The organism is Mycolicibacterium frederiksbergense, assembly GCF_012223425.1.
GTDB classification, from domain to species: Bacteria; Actinomycetota; Actinomycetes; order Mycobacteriales; family Mycobacteriaceae; genus Mycobacterium; species Mycobacterium frederiksbergense.
The window spans coordinates 1341432-1357413 of record NZ_CP038799.1 but is presented as its reverse complement, the minus strand read 5'-3'; the positions used below and the strand labels follow the sequence as shown (position 1 = coordinate 1357413).

Genomic DNA, 15982 nt, shown 5'->3' with positions numbered 1-15982 from the left:
CATGCGTCGTCCCGTGCTGATCGCCGCATTCGCCGCGGTGCTGGCCGCGCTGCCCGGCTGTGGTGCCGAGGCGACCGAGCGGGCGGCCCCGGCCGCCGGAGAGCAGCGTGTCGACGGCGGGTTCGACGGCGGGGACTGCCACGGCATCACCGACGCCGATATCGCCCGGGCCACCGGCGCCGCGATGTTCACCAAGGTTCTCGTCAACGACACCGGGTGTTTCTGGCAGGAGAACACCGTGATCGGCACGTTCGGTGCGGGCATGGGCATCTCGACCTGGTGGTATCGGGGCAGCGATATGGACGTCGAGCGTGAACTGGAGAAGAAGGCCGGCCGCACCCTCACCGAGATCTCGATGGACGGCAACAAGGGTTTCAAGGCCTACGACGCGAATGCCTGCAGCATCTACGTCGCGAAGGGCGATGACCTCATCACGTGGTCGATCCAGACGATGAACCCGGCCACCCTGCCCGCGCTGTGCGCCATCACCGACGAACTGGCCAAACTCAGCCAGGACCGGGTGAACTAGAGTCATTAGTCAACCCGGCTTCGGGGGATCTCGACGAACCGGAGGGTGGGCGAATGGCAGCGCGGGCGACCAAACTGAGCCGCGACGCAATCGTGAACGCCGCGCTGGCCTTCCTTGATCGCGAGGGCTGGGACGCGCTCACCATCAACGCGCTGGCCACCCAACTGGGCACCAAGGGCCCGTCGCTCTACAACCACGTCCAGAGCCTGGAAGATCTGCGCCGAACGGTGCGTATGCGGGTCATCCGGGACATCATCGGCATGCTGAACGCGGTGGGTGACGGGCGGACCCGCGACGATGCGGTGGTCACCATGGCCAGCGCCTACCGCAGCTACGCCCATCACCATCCGGGCCGGTACTCCGCGTTCACCCGGATGCCGCTGGGCGGGGACGACCCCGAGTACACCGCGGCCGCGCGGGAGGCCGCCGGGCCGGTGCTGGCGGCGCTGGCCTCCTACGGACTGGTCGGCGATAACGCGTTCTACGCGGCACTGGAGTTCTGGTCCGCGCTGCACGGGTTCGTGTTGCTGGAAATGACCGGGGTGATGGACGACGTCGAGACCGACGCGGTGTTCACCGACATGGTGCTGCGGTTGGCCGCCGGCATGGAGCGTAGATAGCGTCGTCTGTAGCCTGCTGGTGGGCGCCCCAGTACGGCTGTAGCGTCTGACCTGCGATAAGGGCCCTATGGACGGGTTTGGTTCGGCACGCCCACCCCTGGTATTGTGGAGCCTCGTGCCTGGCTGTCAGGGGCGTGCGCGGCTGTTGAAAATGGCCCGTACGCTTGCAGGTCGGGCGAATTCGTGTGTCTTCGCGTCCCCGAATGCATCGGAAGGTTCGGTGTCGGGCGCGTGCGACACGCCCGGTCGCGGGGTAGGCGATCAGGCGAAAACAGCAGTACAGAGACTTAAAAGTTCGACTGAGTTACCACCGAGCCACCAGAAGTAGAAGTAGCAACACAGAAAGCCGGTACATGCCAACCATCAACCAGCTGGTCCGCAAGGGTCGCCGCGACAAGGTCGCGAAGGTCAAGACCGCGGCCCTCAAGGGCAGCCCGCAGCGCCGCGGCGTGTGCACTCGCGTGTACACCACCACCCCGAAGAAGCCGAACTCGGCGCTTCGGAAGGTCGCTCGCGTGAAGCTGACCACCGGGGTTGAGGTCACCGCCTACATCCCGGGCGAAGGCCACAACCTGCAGGAGCACTCGATGGTGCTGGTGCGCGGCGGTCGTGTGAAGGACCTTCCCGGTGTGCGCTACAAGATCATCCGCGGCTCGCTGGACACCCAGGGTGTCAAGAACCGCAAGCAGGCACGCAGCCGTTACGGCGCGAAGAAGGAGAAGAGCTAATGCCGCGCAAGGGTCCCGCGCCGAAGCGCCCGTTGGTCAACGACCCGGTCTACGGGTCGCAGCTGGTCACCCAGCTGGTCAACAAGGTGCTGCTGGACGGCAAGAAGTCACTGGCCGAGCGCATCGTCTACGGCGCGCTGGAGCAGGCCCGTGACAAGACCGGCACCGATCCCGTCGTCACCCTCAAGCGCGCGCTGGACAACGTCAAGCCCGCCCTCGAGGTGCGCAGCCGCCGCGTCGGTGGCGCCACCTACCAGGTGCCGGTCGAGGTCCGTCCCGAGCGGTCGACCACACTGGCACTGCGCTGGTTGGTCAGCTTCTCCAAGGCCCGCCGCGAGAAGACCATGGTCGAGCGTCTCGCCAACGAGATCCTCGACGCCAGCAATGGACTCGGCGCCGCTGTGAAGCGTCGCGAGGACACGCACAAGATGGCCGAGGCAAACCGGGCCTTCGCGCACTACCGCTGGTGATTTCGGCCCCTAGGGGCTTTACACCGGACAGCAATCAAGCAAGCGAAAGAGTGGGAATCTAGCCGTGGCACAGGACGTGCTGACCGACCTCACGAAGGTCCGCAACATCGGCATCATGGCGCACATCGACGCCGGCAAGACGACGACGACCGAGCGCATCCTCTTCTACACCGGTATCTCGTACAAGATCGGTGAGGTGCACGACGGCGCCGCGACGATGGACTGGATGGAGCAGGAGCAGGAGCGGGGTATCACCATCACCTCGGCTGCCACCACCTGCTTCTGGAACGACAACCAGATCAACATCATCGACACCCCCGGCCACGTCGACTTCACCGTCGAGGTGGAGCGTTCGCTGCGCGTGCTCGACGGCGCAGTTGCCGTTTTCGACGGCAAAGAAGGCGTGGAGCCGCAGTCCGAGCAGGTGTGGCGGCAGGCCGACAAGTACGACGTGCCGCGTATCTGCTTCGTCAACAAGATGGACAAGCTGGGCGCCGATTTCTACTTCTCGGTGCAGACGATGAAGGACCGCCTCGGCGCCAACGTCATCCCGATCCAGCTGCCGATCGGCTCCGAAGGAGACTTCGAGGGCATCGTCGACCTGGTCGAGATGAAGGCCAAGGTGTGGCGCGGCGAGACGAAGCTGGGCGAAACCTACGAGACCATCGACATCCCGGCCGAACTGCAGGACAAGGCCAACGAGTACCGCACCGCCATGATCGAGGCAGTCGCCGAAACCGACGACGACCTGATGGAGAAGTACCTGGGCGGCGAGGATCTCACGATCGATGAGATCAAGGCCGGTCTGCGCAAGCTGACCGTGTCCAGCTCGGCGTACCCGGTGCTGTGCGGTAGCGCGTTCAAGAACAAGGGCGTGCAGCCCATGCTCGACGCCGTCATCGACTACCTGCCGACCCCGCTGGACGTTGCCGCGGCCGAGGGCCACCCGCCGAACAAGGAAGACGAGATCATCTCTCGTAAGCCTTCGGCAGATGAGCCCTTCTCCGGGCTGGCGTTCAAGGTCGCGACCCACCCCTTCTTCGGCAAGCTGACCTACGTCCGGGTGTACTCGGGCAAGGTCGACTCCGGTGCTCAGGTCATCAACTCGACCAAGGGCAAGAAGGAGCGTCTGGGCAAGCTGTTCCAGATGCACTCCAACAAGGAGAACCCGGTCGAGACGGCCAGCGCCGGCCACATCTACGCGGTCATCGGCCTCAAGGACACCACCACCGGTGACACCCTGAGCGACCCGAACAACCAGATCGTGCTCGAGTCGATGACGTTCCCGGATCCGGTCATCGAGGTCGCCATCGAGCCCAAGACCAAGAGTGACCAGGAAAAGCTGGGCACCGCGATCCAGAAGCTCGCCGAAGAGGACCCGACCTTCAAGGTCCATCAGGACGACGAGACCGGCCAGACCGTCATCGGCGGCATGGGCGAGCTGCACCTGGACATCCTCGTGGACCGCATGCGTCGCGAGTTCAAGGTCGAGGCCAACGTCGGCAAGCCGCAGGTGGCCTACCGCGAGACCATCCGGCGCACCGTCGAGAAGGTCGAGTACACCCACAAGAAGCAGACGGGTGGCTCCGGCCAGTTCGCGAAGGTCATCATCAGCCTGGAGCCGTTCAGCGGCGAGGACGGTGCGACCTACGAGTTCGAGAACAAGGTCACCGGTGGCCGCATCCCGCGCGAGTACATCCCGTCGGTGGATGCCGGTGCGCAGGACGCCATGCGGTACGGCGTGCTCGCCGGCTACCCGCTGGTGAACGTGAAGGTCACGCTGCTCGACGGCGCCTACCACGACGTCGACTCGTCGGAAATGGCCTTCAAGGTGGCCGGTTCCCAGGCGCTGAAGAAGGCTGCGCAGGCAGCTCAGCCGGCGATCCTGGAACCGATCATGGCCGTCGAGGTCACCACGCCCGAGGATTACATGGGCGATGTGATCGGCGACCTGAACTCCCGCCGTGGTCAGATCCAGGCCATGGAGGAGCGCAGCGGTGCGCGCGTCGTCAAGGCGCAGGTTCCGCTGTCTGAGATGTTCGGCTACGTCGGCGACCTCCGGTCGAAGACCCAGGGCCGGGCCAACTACTCCATGGTGTTCGATTCGTACGCTGAAGTTCCGGCGAACGTCTCGAAGGAGATCATCGCGAAGGCGACGGGTCAGTAGCCTCTGGCTCGGTCCGCCTCGGCGGACCACACAACTGAAAACATCAACACACCTGCTTTACGTAAAAGCACCAACAAGTCCAGGAGGACACCACAGTGGCGAAGGCGAAGTTCGAGCGGACGAAGCCGCACGTCAACATCGGGACCATCGGTCACGTTGACCACGGCAAGACCACGCTGACTGCAGCAATCACCAAGGTTCTGCACGACAAGTTCCCCGATTTGAACGAGTCGCGCGCATTCGACCAGATCGACAATGCGCCCGAAGAACGTGCACGTGGCATCACGATCAACATCTCCCACGTGGAGTACCAGACCGATAAGCGTCACTACGCCCACGTGGACGCCCCCGGTCACGCGGACTACATCAAGAACATGATCACCGGTGCGGCCCAGATGGACGGCGCCATCCTCGTGGTCGCCGCCACCGACGGCCCGATGCCGCAGACGCGCGAGCACGTGCTGCTGGCCCGCCAGGTCGGCGTGCCCTACATCCTGGTCGCGCTGAACAAGTCCGACATGGTCGATGACGAGGAGCTCCTCGAGCTCGTCGAGCTGGAGGTCCGCGAACTGCTGGCCGCCCAGGACTTCGACGAGGATGCCCCCGTCATCCAGGTCTCGGCACTCAAGGCGCTGGAGGGTGACCCGAAGTGGGTCGAGTCCGTCGCGAAGCTCATGGAGGCCGTCGACGAGTCCATCCCGGACCCGGTTCGCGAGACCGACAAGCCCTTCCTGATGCCCGTCGAGGACGTCTTCACCATCACCGGTCGTGGCACCGTGGTGACCGGTCGCGTCGAGCGTGGCGTGATCAACGTCAACGAGGATGTCGAGATCGTCGGCATCAAGACCACCACCACCAAGACCACGGTCACCGGTGTCGAGATGTTCCGCAAGCTGCTCGACCAGGGCCAGGCCGGCGACAACGTCGGTCTGCTGGTTCGTGGCATCAAGCGCGAAGACGTCGAGCGTGGCCAGGTCGTCGTCAAGCCCGGCACCACCACCCCGCACACCGAGTTCGACGGCAGCGTCTACATCCTGTCCAAGGACGAGGGTGGCCGCCACACGCCGTTCTTCAACAACTACCGTCCGCAGTTCTACTTCCGCACCACGGACGTGACCGGCGTTGTGACCCTGCCCGAGGGCACCGAGATGGTGATGCCCGGTGACAACACCGACATCTCCGTCAAGCTGATCCAGCCCGTCGCCATGGACGAGGGTCTGCGGTTCGCCATCCGTGAGGGTGGACGTACCGTCGGCGCCGGCCGCGTGACCAAGATCAACAAGTAGGCTTCGCCTACGGGATCAACTAAGTAAGTCTCAGCACCACAGAGCGGCGCTCACCCGAAAGGGTGGGCGCCGCTTTGCATTTCCCGGGCCACCGCTGCGGCGAAACTCGCGTACCCGGGGTTGCAAAGGCCCGCTGAACCCCGGGTACGCGAGTTTCGCCGCGCCTGGGGGCTAGAGGTCTTCGATGCTGAGGATGCCGTCCTGCACGGCTCGGGCGATCAGTGCCGCCTTGGTGGGCGCCGGTCTGCCGACGGCGGCGTACTTCGCGCGGGCCCGCTGCAGATGGGTGCGCACCGTCGACGGCTCGATGAACAGCCGCTTGGCGACGAACTCCTTGTTCTCGGTCTGGAACCAGGCGATGAGTACCTCGCGCTCGCGGGTGCTCAGTCCGGGCCGCCCGACCGTGCGGTCATTGAACAACGCCTTGGCCATCCGCGGCCCGACGTACGGGGTGTTGGCATGCGCGGCGTACACGGCGTCGAACAGATGCTGCTTGTCCTCGCCCTTGGCCAGGAAGGTGGTGGCGCCGGCGTCCAGGCTGGACAGGATCACCTCGTCGGTGGCCATGTGTGAGTAGACGATGACGCGGTGCCCGGCCTCGCACACCTGCCGCAGCGTCTCGAACTCGGGCTGGAAGCGGTCGTACTGCAGATCGAACATGACCACTTCGATGTCCTCGCCGCCCTCGGGGTGGTCGGCAAGGAAGGAGGTCGGGTTGGGGTAGTCGGCGACCAGGTCGATCGGCGGATTGCAGCCGGCAAACCAGGCGCGGACGCCGGCATGAATCACATCGTGATCATCGATCAGTGCGACCGTGATGGTGTCCGTCGTTTTGTCCACCCCGCGATTCACGGTCCTAGTCATGCGTTTCACCGGACAATAGGGAGGTCATTGTTGAGCCCCCAGCACATTGCAGTACACCGACTCTACCCCCAGCAAACTCCATATGAAGCCCCAACTTCACATCTTGGCTAACAGAATTGTCGCCAGGGTAGATTTTAGGCGATATCAGCGCGCTCCTCGACAGCAATGGCGGTATTCGGCAGTGCGTGATGCACGCTGATCCATACCGTGCCACCGATCTCGGTGACCTCGATGCGCGGATGCTCGGCGGTGCCGGGCCGCGGCTCGACCCCCGAACCGTCGTCGTCGCAGAGGATGCTGGCGATCAGTTCCCCGGGTACCACGGTCAACCCCAGCCGGGCGTGCTCGACGGCGCGGGCGAGGGCCGTTTCGATCGGTTCGAGCAGCCGGCGGCGCTCTTCGCGGTCCAGTCGCGGCAGGTCGTTGTCGGCGTTCAGTGACACCACCACCCCACGGGCGTCGGCCTCCTCGATGGCCGTACGCAACTCGGCGACCAACGGATGGCCGAAGGTGCGAGCCTGGAAGATGTAGAGGCGCAGCCTGCGGGATTCGATGCGGGCCCGCCACCGGATGTCGGCGTCCATGGCGCCGGTGCTCAGGGTCTGCAGTAGCGGGAACACCCCGCGGATCAGTTTCGAGGTGCGCCGCACGTAGTCGTCATGCAGCGCCTCGGTGATCCGCCGTTGTGCGTCGTTGGCCCACCGGTCCCGGATCTCCTCGGCGGCAGTGGCATTGGCATTGCGTAGCAACGCCGGGAAGGACAGTACGAAGATCTGCACCACGAAGATGCCCGCGGTGTACAGCGCCAGGTTGTAGGCCGTGACCATGCCCGGGTAGCGCACGAAGTTCAGGATGGCAGTGCCCAGCCAGAACGTGATCATGACGGCCGCGGCCGGAGCCAGCCGCAACCGCAACAGGTAGGGCAGCACGCACAGCGAGGTCGCCAGCAGCGGCCACTGGGCGGGCCCGCCCAGCATGTCCACGGGCAACAGGCTGGCCTGCAGGTAGACCACCGCCGCCATCAGGATCAACGCCGGCGCGGTGAGATTGGGGCGCCGATCCAGCACCCGGGGGATAGCCGCGAGCGCCACCAGCGCCGCGAGCCCGCCCAGGGCGAACTGCGCCCCGGGGTGGTCGGTACTGGCCGCCGCATACGGCACCGCGAGCGCCAGTTGCACGAAGGCGAACGCGACGATGCCCAGTCCGAACCGCACGAAGATGCGTTCGGTGAGCTGGTCGACGTCCTCGATCTGCGGCGCACCCGGAGTGGTGCGCTGCAACTGATGCCAGTTGACGGTGACGACCGTGCCCGCACCCGGGGCGGAACGCACCGAGGCGGTGCCGTTGGCGCGCCGCATCCGGGCCACGATCGATTCGGCCACACCGTGTCCGAGCGTGGTGGTGATCGGGTCGAACCCGACGCCGTCGTCGGTGACGGTCACCGTCGTCGGCGAGATGTCGATGACGATGCGCTGGGCCCGCGCGTGCCGATTGGCGTTGTTGATCGCCTCGCGCACCACCGCGACGACGGCGTTGGCGGTGCGGCCGTCCAGCACCAGCCTGCTCAGCCCGGTCATCTCGATCGGGGTAGTCGAGTGTTTGACCTCGACGCCGATCGCGGCCGCGACATCGGTGGCCGACCCGCCGCCGAGGCCGATCGGTTCGCCGGCCAACAGGGCGAGGTCTCGCGTGGCCTGCGCGGCGATGCGTTCGGGCGAGACCTCGGCACCCTCGCCGACGAGGTGCAGGGTGGAAGCGGCGGTGTCGTGCACCAGTGCCATGTGCTCGAGTTCGTGATCGCGCACTGCCGCGGCGATGGCATCACGCAGGGCGGCATCGTGGTTGGCGGCGCGCGTCTGGTCGACGCGGCGGGCCACAGTCCGCGCGGTCAGCACCAGGACCGTGGTGATGGCCCACTCGACGGCCAGCATGTAGTAGAGCATCGGGATATGCAGGACCTGATCCCAGCCGACGACCTGCGCGCAGCCGGCCGAATACGCCGCCGTGATCGCCAGCGCCACAGGAAAACTGATCCTCGGGGGCTGGGCGATGGCGCAGGTGATCACGGCGACACCCGCGATCACCTGGGGTACCGAGTTGGTGTAGAGCAGCTGCAGGTCGGTGCCGAAGACGGGGACCGACGCCGACACCACCAGCACGTAGCAGAGGTCGAGGATCTGGAACGTCGTCGACCGCGACCGGGTCATCAGGCGGTAGACCGACCAGCACACCAGTAGCGCCAGCGCGATCAGGCCGATGTTCGATTCCGGGGTGTTCGGCAGCAGCAGTGCGCTGATCGACGCCACCAGCGTGACGCTGTTCAGCAGAATGACGGCGAGGTGTTGTGCGTGGGCGATCACCTGCTGCTCGGATACATGGACCGCCGGGTCGTGGCCGCGCTCGAGCACAGGACATTATGTACCGAATGTCAGTGTCGAGGTCAGTCAATTGACGGACATTGCCAGATGGTCCGCCGCCGGCCCGTCGACCAGACCACGGCCTCAGCCGACTGCAGCTAATCTGAGCGCGTCGAGGCGTCCGGATTCCCCCGTCGCTTCGCTCGCCCGAGGAGCGTGGCCGATGTTGTGGCGTTACGTAAAGGCGCAGGGCATGGTGTTGCTGTGCGGCGGACTGGTAGGCCCGATTTTTCTGGGTGTGTACTTCGCCACGGGCCAGAGCGACCTGATGAGGTGGATGTTCTGGGTGGGGGTGCTGGTGACCGCGGTCGACGTGCTCGCCGCGCTGGCCATCGTCGGCTACGGAGCAAAGGCCCAGGCCAAGTCCGATCAGCTGGAGGCGCATGGCGTACTCGGACTCGCGCAGATCATCGGGATGGCCGAGACGAACACCCGGATCAACGATCGTCCGGTGGTGAGACTCAACCTGCGCATATCGGGGCCCGGAATCGCGACGTTCGACGCCGAGGACCGGGTGATCGCCGACGTGACCCGGTTGGCCATGCTCACCGCCCGGCGGTTGGCGGTGCTCGTCGATCCCGCTACCGGTGAGTTCCAGATCGACTGGGAGCGCACCGCATTGATCAATGGGCAAGTGCCCGCGACATTTTCGATCGCCGAGGACAACACGACCTACGACCTGTCCGGGCAGGCCGAGCCGCTGATGGAGATTCTGCAGATCCTCAAGGCCAACGGTATCGGGATGAACAGCATGGTCGACCTGCGCAACAACCCCGGGGCGCGCGCCCAGGTGCAGGCGGTGGTCCGCCGGGCCGCGGCCCAGCAGGCGGCTCCGCAGGCCCCGCCCGCCGCGGCGTACCCGCCCGCGCCGGCGGGGGTGTACCCGCCGCCGATCCCCGAACCCAGCACCGCGCAACGGTTGCAGGAACTGGAGACCCTGCGGGCCACCGGGGCGATCTCCGATGACGAGTACGCCGACAAGCGGCGGCAGATCATCGCGGAGCTGTGAACGGCCTGATTGTCCAGCCGTAGAAGACCACTTGCGGTAGCGTCCGCCTCAGCGACCAAAGTCCCGGGGATGACGGTGGGGAGCCATGACCGCAGCTGAAATCGACGTCAGGGACAACAAGGTCAGCCTGCCGACCCTGACCGCCATGGTCATCGGTTCGATGATCGGGTCGGGCGTCTTCCTGCTGCCGCGTCGTTTTGGGGTGGAGACCGGTGTCGCGGGCGCGCTGATCGCGTGGACGATCGCCGGTGCAGGAATGCTGATGCTGGCCTTCGTCTTTCAGCGGCTGGCCACCCGTAAACCCGATCTGGACGCCGGCATCTACGCCTATGCCCGGGCCGGTTTCGGCGACTATGTCGGTTTCAATTCCGCGTTCGGATTCTGGGCATCGGCGTGTGCGGGCAACACCTCGTACTGGGTGTTGATCATGGCCACCCTCGGGTCACTGTTCCCGGCGTTGTTCCCCACTCTCGGTGACGGTTCCACCGTCATCGCGGTGGTCGTCTCCTCGGTCGGGGTGTGGCTGTTCTTCTATCTGATCCTGCGCGGCGTGAAAGAGGCCGCCATCATCAACCGCATCGCGACGTTTGCCAAGATCATCCCGATCCTGATGTTCATCGTGATCGTGGTCATCGCGTTCAAAGCGGATGTCTTTACGGGAAACTTCTGGGGCGGCGACGGAAACTATTCCTGGTCATCGCTTTTCGAGCAGGCCAAGGGCACCATGCTCATCACGGTGTTCGTGTTCATGGGCATCGAGGGCGCGAGCGTCTACTCACGCTTCGCCAAGAAACGCGAGGACGTCGGCAAGGCGACGGTGATCGGTTTCCTGGCGGTGCTGTCGGTCTTCATGCTCGTGACGCTGTCCTCCTACGGTGTGATGGCGCAGTCGGATCTGGCGGGGGCGGCCCAGCCGTCGATGGCTGCGGTGCTGGAATCGGTTGTCGGACCCTGGGGTTCGGTACTCATCCGGGTGGGTGTCATCATTTCGGTGCTGGGCGCCTACCTGGCCTGGACGTTGATGGCCGCCGAGATCCTGTATCTACCCGCCAAATCCGACGATATGCCGAGGTTTCTGTCCCGGGAGAACTCGAACGGGGCTCCGGTCAACGCGCTGGTCATGGCCGCCGGGCTGGTGCAGCTGCTGCTGATCCTGCTGGTGTTCTCGGACAACGCGCTGGACTTCATGCTCGATCTGACCGCGGCGCTGGCGTTGATCCCGTATCTGCTTGCCGCCGGTTACGCCTTGAAGCTGACCATCACGCGGGAAACCTACTCCGACGGAAAGTCCTTGGTCCCGGACATGGTGATCGCCGCAGTGGCGACGTTCTACACCTTGTTTCTGGTGTATGCCGCGGGTTGGGATCACCTCTTGCTGTCTTGCATTCTCTACGCCCCGGGCGCGCTGCTGTACCGGATGGCACGTAAGCAGCGGGGACTGCAGGTGTTCACGCCGGCCGAGGCAGCGTTGTTCGGTGTCATCGTGCTCGGCGCGATCGGCGGGATATCCGGCCTGATCACCGGTGCGATTCAGATCTAGTCTCCACCCGAGCTGCTAAGGAGAACGTATGACCGCCAAGCCATCCGACGCCTACGGGGTGCACTCGGAAGTGGGCAAGCTGCGCAAGGTGTTGGTGTGCTCGCCGGGCCTTGCCCACGAACGGTTGACGCCGACCAACTGCGATGACCTGCTTTTCGACGATGTGCTGTGGGTGCAGAACGCGCGCCGCGATCACTTCGACTTCATGGACAAGATGCGCGACCGTGATGTCGAGGTCGTCGAACTGCACGACCTGCTCACCGAGACCATGGAGAACGCCGAGGCGAAGGCCTGGTTGCTCGACCGCAAGATCACGGCCAACGAGGTGGGCCTCGGACTCGTCGAGGACACCCGTGGCTTCCTGGACTCGCTGCAGCCCCGCCGGCTCGCCGAACTGCTCATCGGTGGCATGTCGACCCTTGACCTGCCATCGGACATCCAGTCGGGGTACCGCGCGCTGACCCGGGAGGACACCCGGGTCGCCGAGTATCTGATGCCGCCGCTGCCCAACACGCTCTACACCCGCGACACCACCTGCTGGATCTACGGCGGGGTGACGCTCAACCCGCTGTACTGGCCGGCTCGGCAGGACGAGACGCTGCTGATGAAGGCGATCTACGAGTTCCACCCGGATTACGTGGGATCCCGGGTGTGGTGGGGCGATCCCGAGAAACAGTGGGGACTGGCCACCATCGAGGGCGGTGACGTCATGATCCCCGGCAATGGGGTCGTGCTCATCGGGATGAGTGAACGGACGTCGCGTCAGGCCATCACCCAGGTGGCCGCCGAGCTGTTCGCCAACGGCGGTGCCGAGAAGGTGATCGTGGCGGGGATGCCGAAACTGCGCGCCGCCATGCACCTGGACACGGTGTTCACCTTCGCCGACCGCGACGTGGTCACCATCTACCCGGACATCGTGGACAACATCGCCCCGTTCACGCTGCTGCCCTGCGACCGCGATCCCGGTGTCGAGGTGATCGAGGAGACCAAGCCGTTCACCGAAGTGGTGGCCGCCGCGCTGGGACTGCCAGAACTGCGGATCGTCGAGACCGGGGGCACCCAGTACGACTCGGAGCGCCAGCAGTGGGACAGCGGCAACAACCTTGTCGCGGTCGAACCCGGGGTCGTCTTCGCCTACGACCGCAACACCCACACCAATTCGTTGCTGCGTAAGGCGGGCGTCGAGGTCATCACCATCGTCGGCGCCGAACTGGGCCGGGGCCGGGGCGGCGGACACTGTATGACCTGCCCGATCATCCGTGATCCCGTCGTGTTCTAGATACCGGCGCAATCACTAGAACACGTTTCAGTTCTACTGCTAGCCTGACGCGGGACCGACGGGGTTATTTGGGAAGGACCGGGGAGATGACGGCGGCAAGCGAGACACTCGAGGGCCGGGTGGCCTTTATCACCGGCGCCGCCCGCGGCCAGGGACGGGCGCACGCCATCCGGCTGGCCAACGAGGGCGCCGACATCATCGCCTCCGATATCTGCGCGCCGGTCTCGAGCTCGGTCACCTACCCGGCGGCCACCGCCGAGGACCTCGCCGAGACGGTGCGCGCGGTGGAGGCCACCGGGCGCAAGGTGCTGGCCCGCGCCGTCGACATCCGCGATCTGGAAGCCCAGCAGCAACTGGTGGCCGACGCGGTCGAACAGTTCGGCCGCCTCGACATCGTGGTCGCCAATGCGGGCGTGCTGAGCTGGGGCCGGCTCTGGGAACTCACTCCGGAACAGTGGGACACCGTCATCGACGTGAACCTCAACGGCACCTGGCGGACCATCCGGGCCACCGTTCCGGCGATGATCGAGGCCGGCAACGGCGGGTCGATCATCATTGTCAGCTCCTCGGCGGGGGTGAAGGCCACACCCGGGAACGGGCATTACGCGGCGTCCAAACACGGCCTCACCGCGTTGACCAACTCGCTGGCGCTGGAGGTCGGTGAGTTCGGCATCCGGGTGAACTCCATCCACCCGTACTCCATCGACACCCCGATGATCGAACCGGAGGCGATGGGCGCGCTGTTCGGCAAGCACCCCAGCTTCCTGCACAGTTTCGCCCCGATGCCGTACCACCGGGTGACCGATGGCAAGAGCGAGGGCCTGGCGGCGTTCATGCCGCCCGAAGAGGTCGCCAATGTGGTGGCCTGGTTGGCCAGTGATGCGTCATCGACCCTGTCGGGCAGCCAGATCGCCGTCGACCGCGGCGTGATGAAGTACTAGACGGTCCGGTTCAGGTACCGGAAGCCATCGCGTCGGCGAATCGGTCCACCGCCCAGTCGATCTCGTCCCGGGTGATGACCAGCGGCGGGGCGAAACGCAGGGTGTGACCGTGGGTGTCCTTGACGAGCACGCCGCGTTCGGCCAACCGCAGGCTCACCTGTTTGCCGGTGCCGAATCGTGCGTCGATGTCGACGCCCGCCCACAATCCCATGCCGCGAACGGCGGTGACGCCGGGCACGCCGGCCAGCCGGGTGTGCAGGTGGGTGCCCAGTTCAGTTGACCGGGACTGGTATTCACCGGTCTCCAGGATGCCGATGACGGTGGAACCGATGGCAGCGGCCAGCGGGTTACCGCCGAAGGTGGAGCCGTGTTCGCCGGGGTGCAGCACACCCAGCACGTCGCGGTCGGCCACCACCGCCGACAGCGGGACCACGCCGCCGCCGAGTGCCTTGCCCAGTAGATAGACATCGGGCACCACACCCCAGTGGTCGCAGGCGAAGGTGCGGCCGGTGCGGGCCAGGCCGGACTGGATCTCGTCGGCGATCATCAACACGTTGTTGTCGGTGCACAGCCGGCGCACCCGGGGCAGGAAGTCGGCGGGCGGCACGATGATGCCGGCCTCACCCTGGATCGGCTCCAACAGGACGGCGACGGTGTGCTCGTCGATGGCCGCCGCCATGGCCTGCGCATCGCCGAACGGCACTGCCCGGAAACCGGGTGTGAACGGTCCGAACCCACCGCGGGCCGTCTCGTCGTCGGAGAAGCTGATGATGGTGGTGGTACGGCCGTGGAAGTTGTTGCGGGCCACAATGATATTGGCTCGTCCGGCCGGAACGCCCTTGACGTCTGCGCCCCATTTGCGGGCCACCTTGATCGCGCTCTCGACGGCCTCGGCGCCACTGTTCATCGGCAGCACCATGTCCTTGCCGCACAACCGGGCCAGCGCCTCGCAGAACGGACCGAGCCGGTCGGAGTGAAATGCCCGGCTCACCAGCGTGACGGCGTCGAGCTGGTGGTGCGCGGCTGCAATGATCACCGGATTGCGGTGCCCGAAGTTCACCGCCGAGTAGGCGGCCAGGCAGTCCAGATAGCGGTGACCGTCCACGTCGGTGATCCAGGCGCCCTCGGCGGATGCCGCGACGACCGGCAGCGGAGAGTAGTTGTGCGCGGCGTAGCGCTCGTCGAGGGCGATGGCTGCGGTTGTCCTGCTGCTGCGGGCATCCACGACGGTCACGGATGTACTTCCAGCGTGCAGCATTTGATCGATCCGCCGCCCTTGAGCAGTTCGGAAAGATCCACGCCGATCGGCTCGAATCCGGCCTCGCGCAGTTGGCCGGCGAATCCGGTCGCGCCGATCGGCAGGATGACGTGCCGGCCATCGGAGACCGCGTTGAGGCCGAGCACGAAGGCGTCCGCGGAGGCGACCTCGATGGCGGTGGGGAACAGTTCGCGCAGACGGGCCACGGCGTCCCCGGAGAACGCCGGAGGGTAGTAGGCGACGGTGACGTCGGGTCCGTCGCTGAGCACCGTGAGTGCGGTGTCGAGGTGGTAGAACCGCGGGTCGACGAGTTCCAGGCCGATCACCGGCAGTCCGGTGATCGCGGCCACCTCGTCGTGGGCCCGCCTGTCGGTGCGAAAACCATAGCCGGCCAACACCGTTGTCCCGGCCACCAGCAGATCGCCCTGGCCTTCGTTGTGGTGGCGGGTGCGCTCTGGTCGATGTCCGGATGCGGACATCCATGCGGCGTACGCGTCGGCCTCGGCGGCGCGCTGCGGGAAGGTGAAGTTCGCGACCACCGCGCGGCCGTTGACCACGAGTCCGCCGTTGGCGGCATAGACCATGTCCGGCAGCCCGGCGACCGGGTCCACCAGATCGACGACATGGCCGAGCTGGGTGTAGGTGTCGCGCAGGGTGTCCCACTGGCGCAGCGCGAGATCCACATCGACGGCGACGCTGGTGTCCATCCAGGGGTTGATGGCGTATTCGACGGCGAAGTGGCGCGGTGCCGTCATCACGAAGTGGCGGGTGCGGGCCTGGCGGACAGGTGTGCGGGCGGGTTTGGGGTCGGGGGAAGCCACAGTGGCGGTGAGATCGGAGACCGTCATGAATATGACGGTATTCGCCTTATCTG

Annotated in this window: 14 protein-coding genes; 10 read left to right on the top strand and 4 right to left on the bottom strand. The window is 65.7% G+C overall.

Annotation, left to right across the window (positions count from 1 at the left end):
• Window position 1: 1 nt before the first annotated feature.
• The 6 genes from EXE63_RS09540 to tuf all read left to right on the top strand — a co-directional run bounded on the left by EXE63_RS09540 (window position 2) and on the right by tuf (window position 5800).
• Entirely contained in the window at window positions 2–529 is a 528-nt protein-coding gene (locus tag EXE63_RS09540) for a DUF3558 domain-containing protein (protein ID WP_168141742.1), read from the top strand.
• A gap of 53 nt (window positions 530–582) precedes the next feature.
• Window positions 583–1149: a TetR/AcrR family transcriptional regulator gene (locus EXE63_RS09535; RefSeq protein ID WP_105363842.1), complete on the top strand. Its 567-nt coding sequence runs from the start codon at window positions 583–585 to the stop codon at window positions 1147–1149.
• A 353-nt stretch (window positions 1150–1502) separates the two neighbouring features.
• Window positions 1503–1877 (top strand): 30S ribosomal protein S12, encoded by a 375-nt coding sequence (gene rpsL, locus EXE63_RS09530; RefSeq protein WP_057166991.1) that lies wholly within the window; start codon window positions 1503–1505, stop codon window positions 1875–1877.
• A complete protein-coding gene (gene rpsG, locus EXE63_RS09525) occupies window positions 1877–2347 on the top strand; it encodes a 30S ribosomal protein S7 (RefSeq protein WP_057166992.1) in 471 nt (156 codons plus the stop codon). Before rpsL ends, rpsG begins: the two co-directional genes overlap by 1 nt.
• A 115-nt stretch (window positions 2348–2462) precedes the next feature.
• Window positions 2463–4514, top strand: a complete 2052-nt coding sequence (fusA, locus tag EXE63_RS09520; RefSeq protein WP_234904560.1) for an elongation factor G — start codon at window positions 2463–2465, stop codon at window positions 4512–4514.
• A gap of 95 nt (window positions 4515–4609) precedes the next feature.
• On the top strand, window positions 4610–5800 hold the full coding sequence (tuf, locus tag EXE63_RS09515) for an elongation factor Tu (RefSeq protein ID WP_168141740.1): 1191 nt from the start codon (window positions 4610–4612) through the stop codon (window positions 5798–5800).
• A gap of 171 nt (window positions 5801–5971) precedes the next feature.
• On the opposite strand, the gene EXE63_RS09510 is transcribed toward tuf, so the two are convergent.
• Window positions 5972–6664, bottom strand: a complete 693-nt coding sequence (locus tag EXE63_RS09510; protein WP_168141739.1) for a response regulator transcription factor — start codon at window positions 6662–6664, stop codon at window positions 5972–5974.
• Window positions 6665–6798: 134 nt separating this feature from the next.
• Window positions 6799–9072 (bottom strand): sensor histidine kinase, encoded by a 2274-nt coding sequence (locus EXE63_RS09505; protein ID WP_168141738.1) that lies wholly within the window; start codon window positions 9070–9072, stop codon window positions 6799–6801.
• Between the two features lie 172 nt (window positions 9073–9244).
• Between EXE63_RS09505 and EXE63_RS09500 the strand changes: the two genes are divergently transcribed.
• The 4 genes from EXE63_RS09500 to EXE63_RS09485 all read left to right on the top strand — a co-directional run bounded on the left by EXE63_RS09500 (window position 9245) and on the right by EXE63_RS09485 (window position 13850).
• Complete coding sequence (locus tag EXE63_RS09500) at window positions 9245–10090, top strand: SHOCT domain-containing protein (protein ID WP_168141737.1); 846 nt, start codon at window positions 9245–9247, stop codon at window positions 10088–10090.
• Window positions 10091–10175: 85 nt separating this feature from the next.
• Window positions 10176–11630, top strand: a complete 1455-nt coding sequence (locus EXE63_RS09495; RefSeq protein WP_168141736.1) for a basic amino acid/polyamine antiporter — start codon at window positions 10176–10178, stop codon at window positions 11628–11630.
• Window positions 11631–11658: 28 nt separating this feature from the next.
• A complete protein-coding gene (gene arcA, locus EXE63_RS09490) occupies window positions 11659–12909 on the top strand; it encodes an arginine deiminase (protein WP_168141735.1) in 1251 nt (416 codons plus the stop codon).
• 86 nt (window positions 12910–12995) lie between these two features.
• Window positions 12996–13850: a mycofactocin-coupled SDR family oxidoreductase gene (locus EXE63_RS09485; protein ID WP_168141734.1), complete on the top strand. Its 855-nt coding sequence runs from the start codon at window positions 12996–12998 to the stop codon at window positions 13848–13850.
• A gap of 10 nt (window positions 13851–13860) precedes the next feature.
• On the opposite strand, the gene rocD is transcribed toward EXE63_RS09485, so the two are convergent.
• Complete coding sequence (rocD, locus tag EXE63_RS09480; protein WP_168141733.1) at window positions 13861–15108, bottom strand: ornithine--oxo-acid transaminase; 1248 nt, start codon at window positions 15106–15108, stop codon at window positions 13861–13863.
• The gene (ddaH, locus tag EXE63_RS09475) at window positions 15081–15956 is read right to left on the bottom strand and encodes a dimethylargininase (protein ID WP_168141732.1); all 876 of its coding nucleotides are present in this window, start codon (window positions 15954–15956) and stop codon (window positions 15081–15083) included. Before ddaH ends, rocD begins: the two co-directional genes overlap by 28 nt.
• Window positions 15957–15982 lie beyond the last annotated feature (26 nt).

Bases quoted from the DNA above. Each gene is read 5' to 3' on its own strand.
- EXE63_RS09540 (WP_168141742.1), top strand. From the start codon at position 2: ATGCGTCGTCCCGTGCTGATCGCCGCATTCGCCGCGGTGCTGGCCGCG.
- EXE63_RS09535 (WP_105363842.1), top strand. From the start codon at position 583: ATGGCAGCGCGGGCGACCAAACTGAGCCGCGACGCAATCGTGAACGCC.
- rpsL (WP_057166991.1), top strand. From the start codon at position 1,503: ATGCCAACCATCAACCAGCTGGTCCGCAAGGGTCGCCGCGACAAGGTC.
- rpsG (WP_057166992.1), top strand. From the start codon at position 1,877: ATGCCGCGCAAGGGTCCCGCGCCGAAGCGCCCGTTGGTCAACGACCCG.
- fusA (WP_234904560.1), top strand. From the start codon at position 2,463: ATGGCGCACATCGACGCCGGCAAGACGACGACGACCGAGCGCATCCTC.
- EXE63_RS09510 (WP_168141739.1), bottom strand. From the start codon at position 6,664: ATGACTAGGACCGTGAATCGCGGGGTGGACAAAACGACGGACACCATC.
- EXE63_RS09500 (WP_168141737.1), top strand. From the start codon at position 9,245: ATGTTGTGGCGTTACGTAAAGGCGCAGGGCATGGTGTTGCTGTGCGGC.
- EXE63_RS09495 (WP_168141736.1), top strand. From the start codon at position 10,176: ATGACCGCAGCTGAAATCGACGTCAGGGACAACAAGGTCAGCCTGCCG.
- arcA (WP_168141735.1), top strand. From the start codon at position 11,659: ATGACCGCCAAGCCATCCGACGCCTACGGGGTGCACTCGGAAGTGGGC.
- EXE63_RS09485 (WP_168141734.1), top strand. From the start codon at position 12,996: ATGACGGCGGCAAGCGAGACACTCGAGGGCCGGGTGGCCTTTATCACC.
- rocD (WP_168141733.1), bottom strand. From the start codon at position 15,108: ATGCTGCACGCTGGAAGTACATCCGTGACCGTCGTGGATGCCCGCAGC.
- ddaH (WP_168141732.1), bottom strand. From the start codon at position 15,956: ATGACGGTCTCCGATCTCACCGCCACTGTGGCTTCCCCCGACCCCAAA.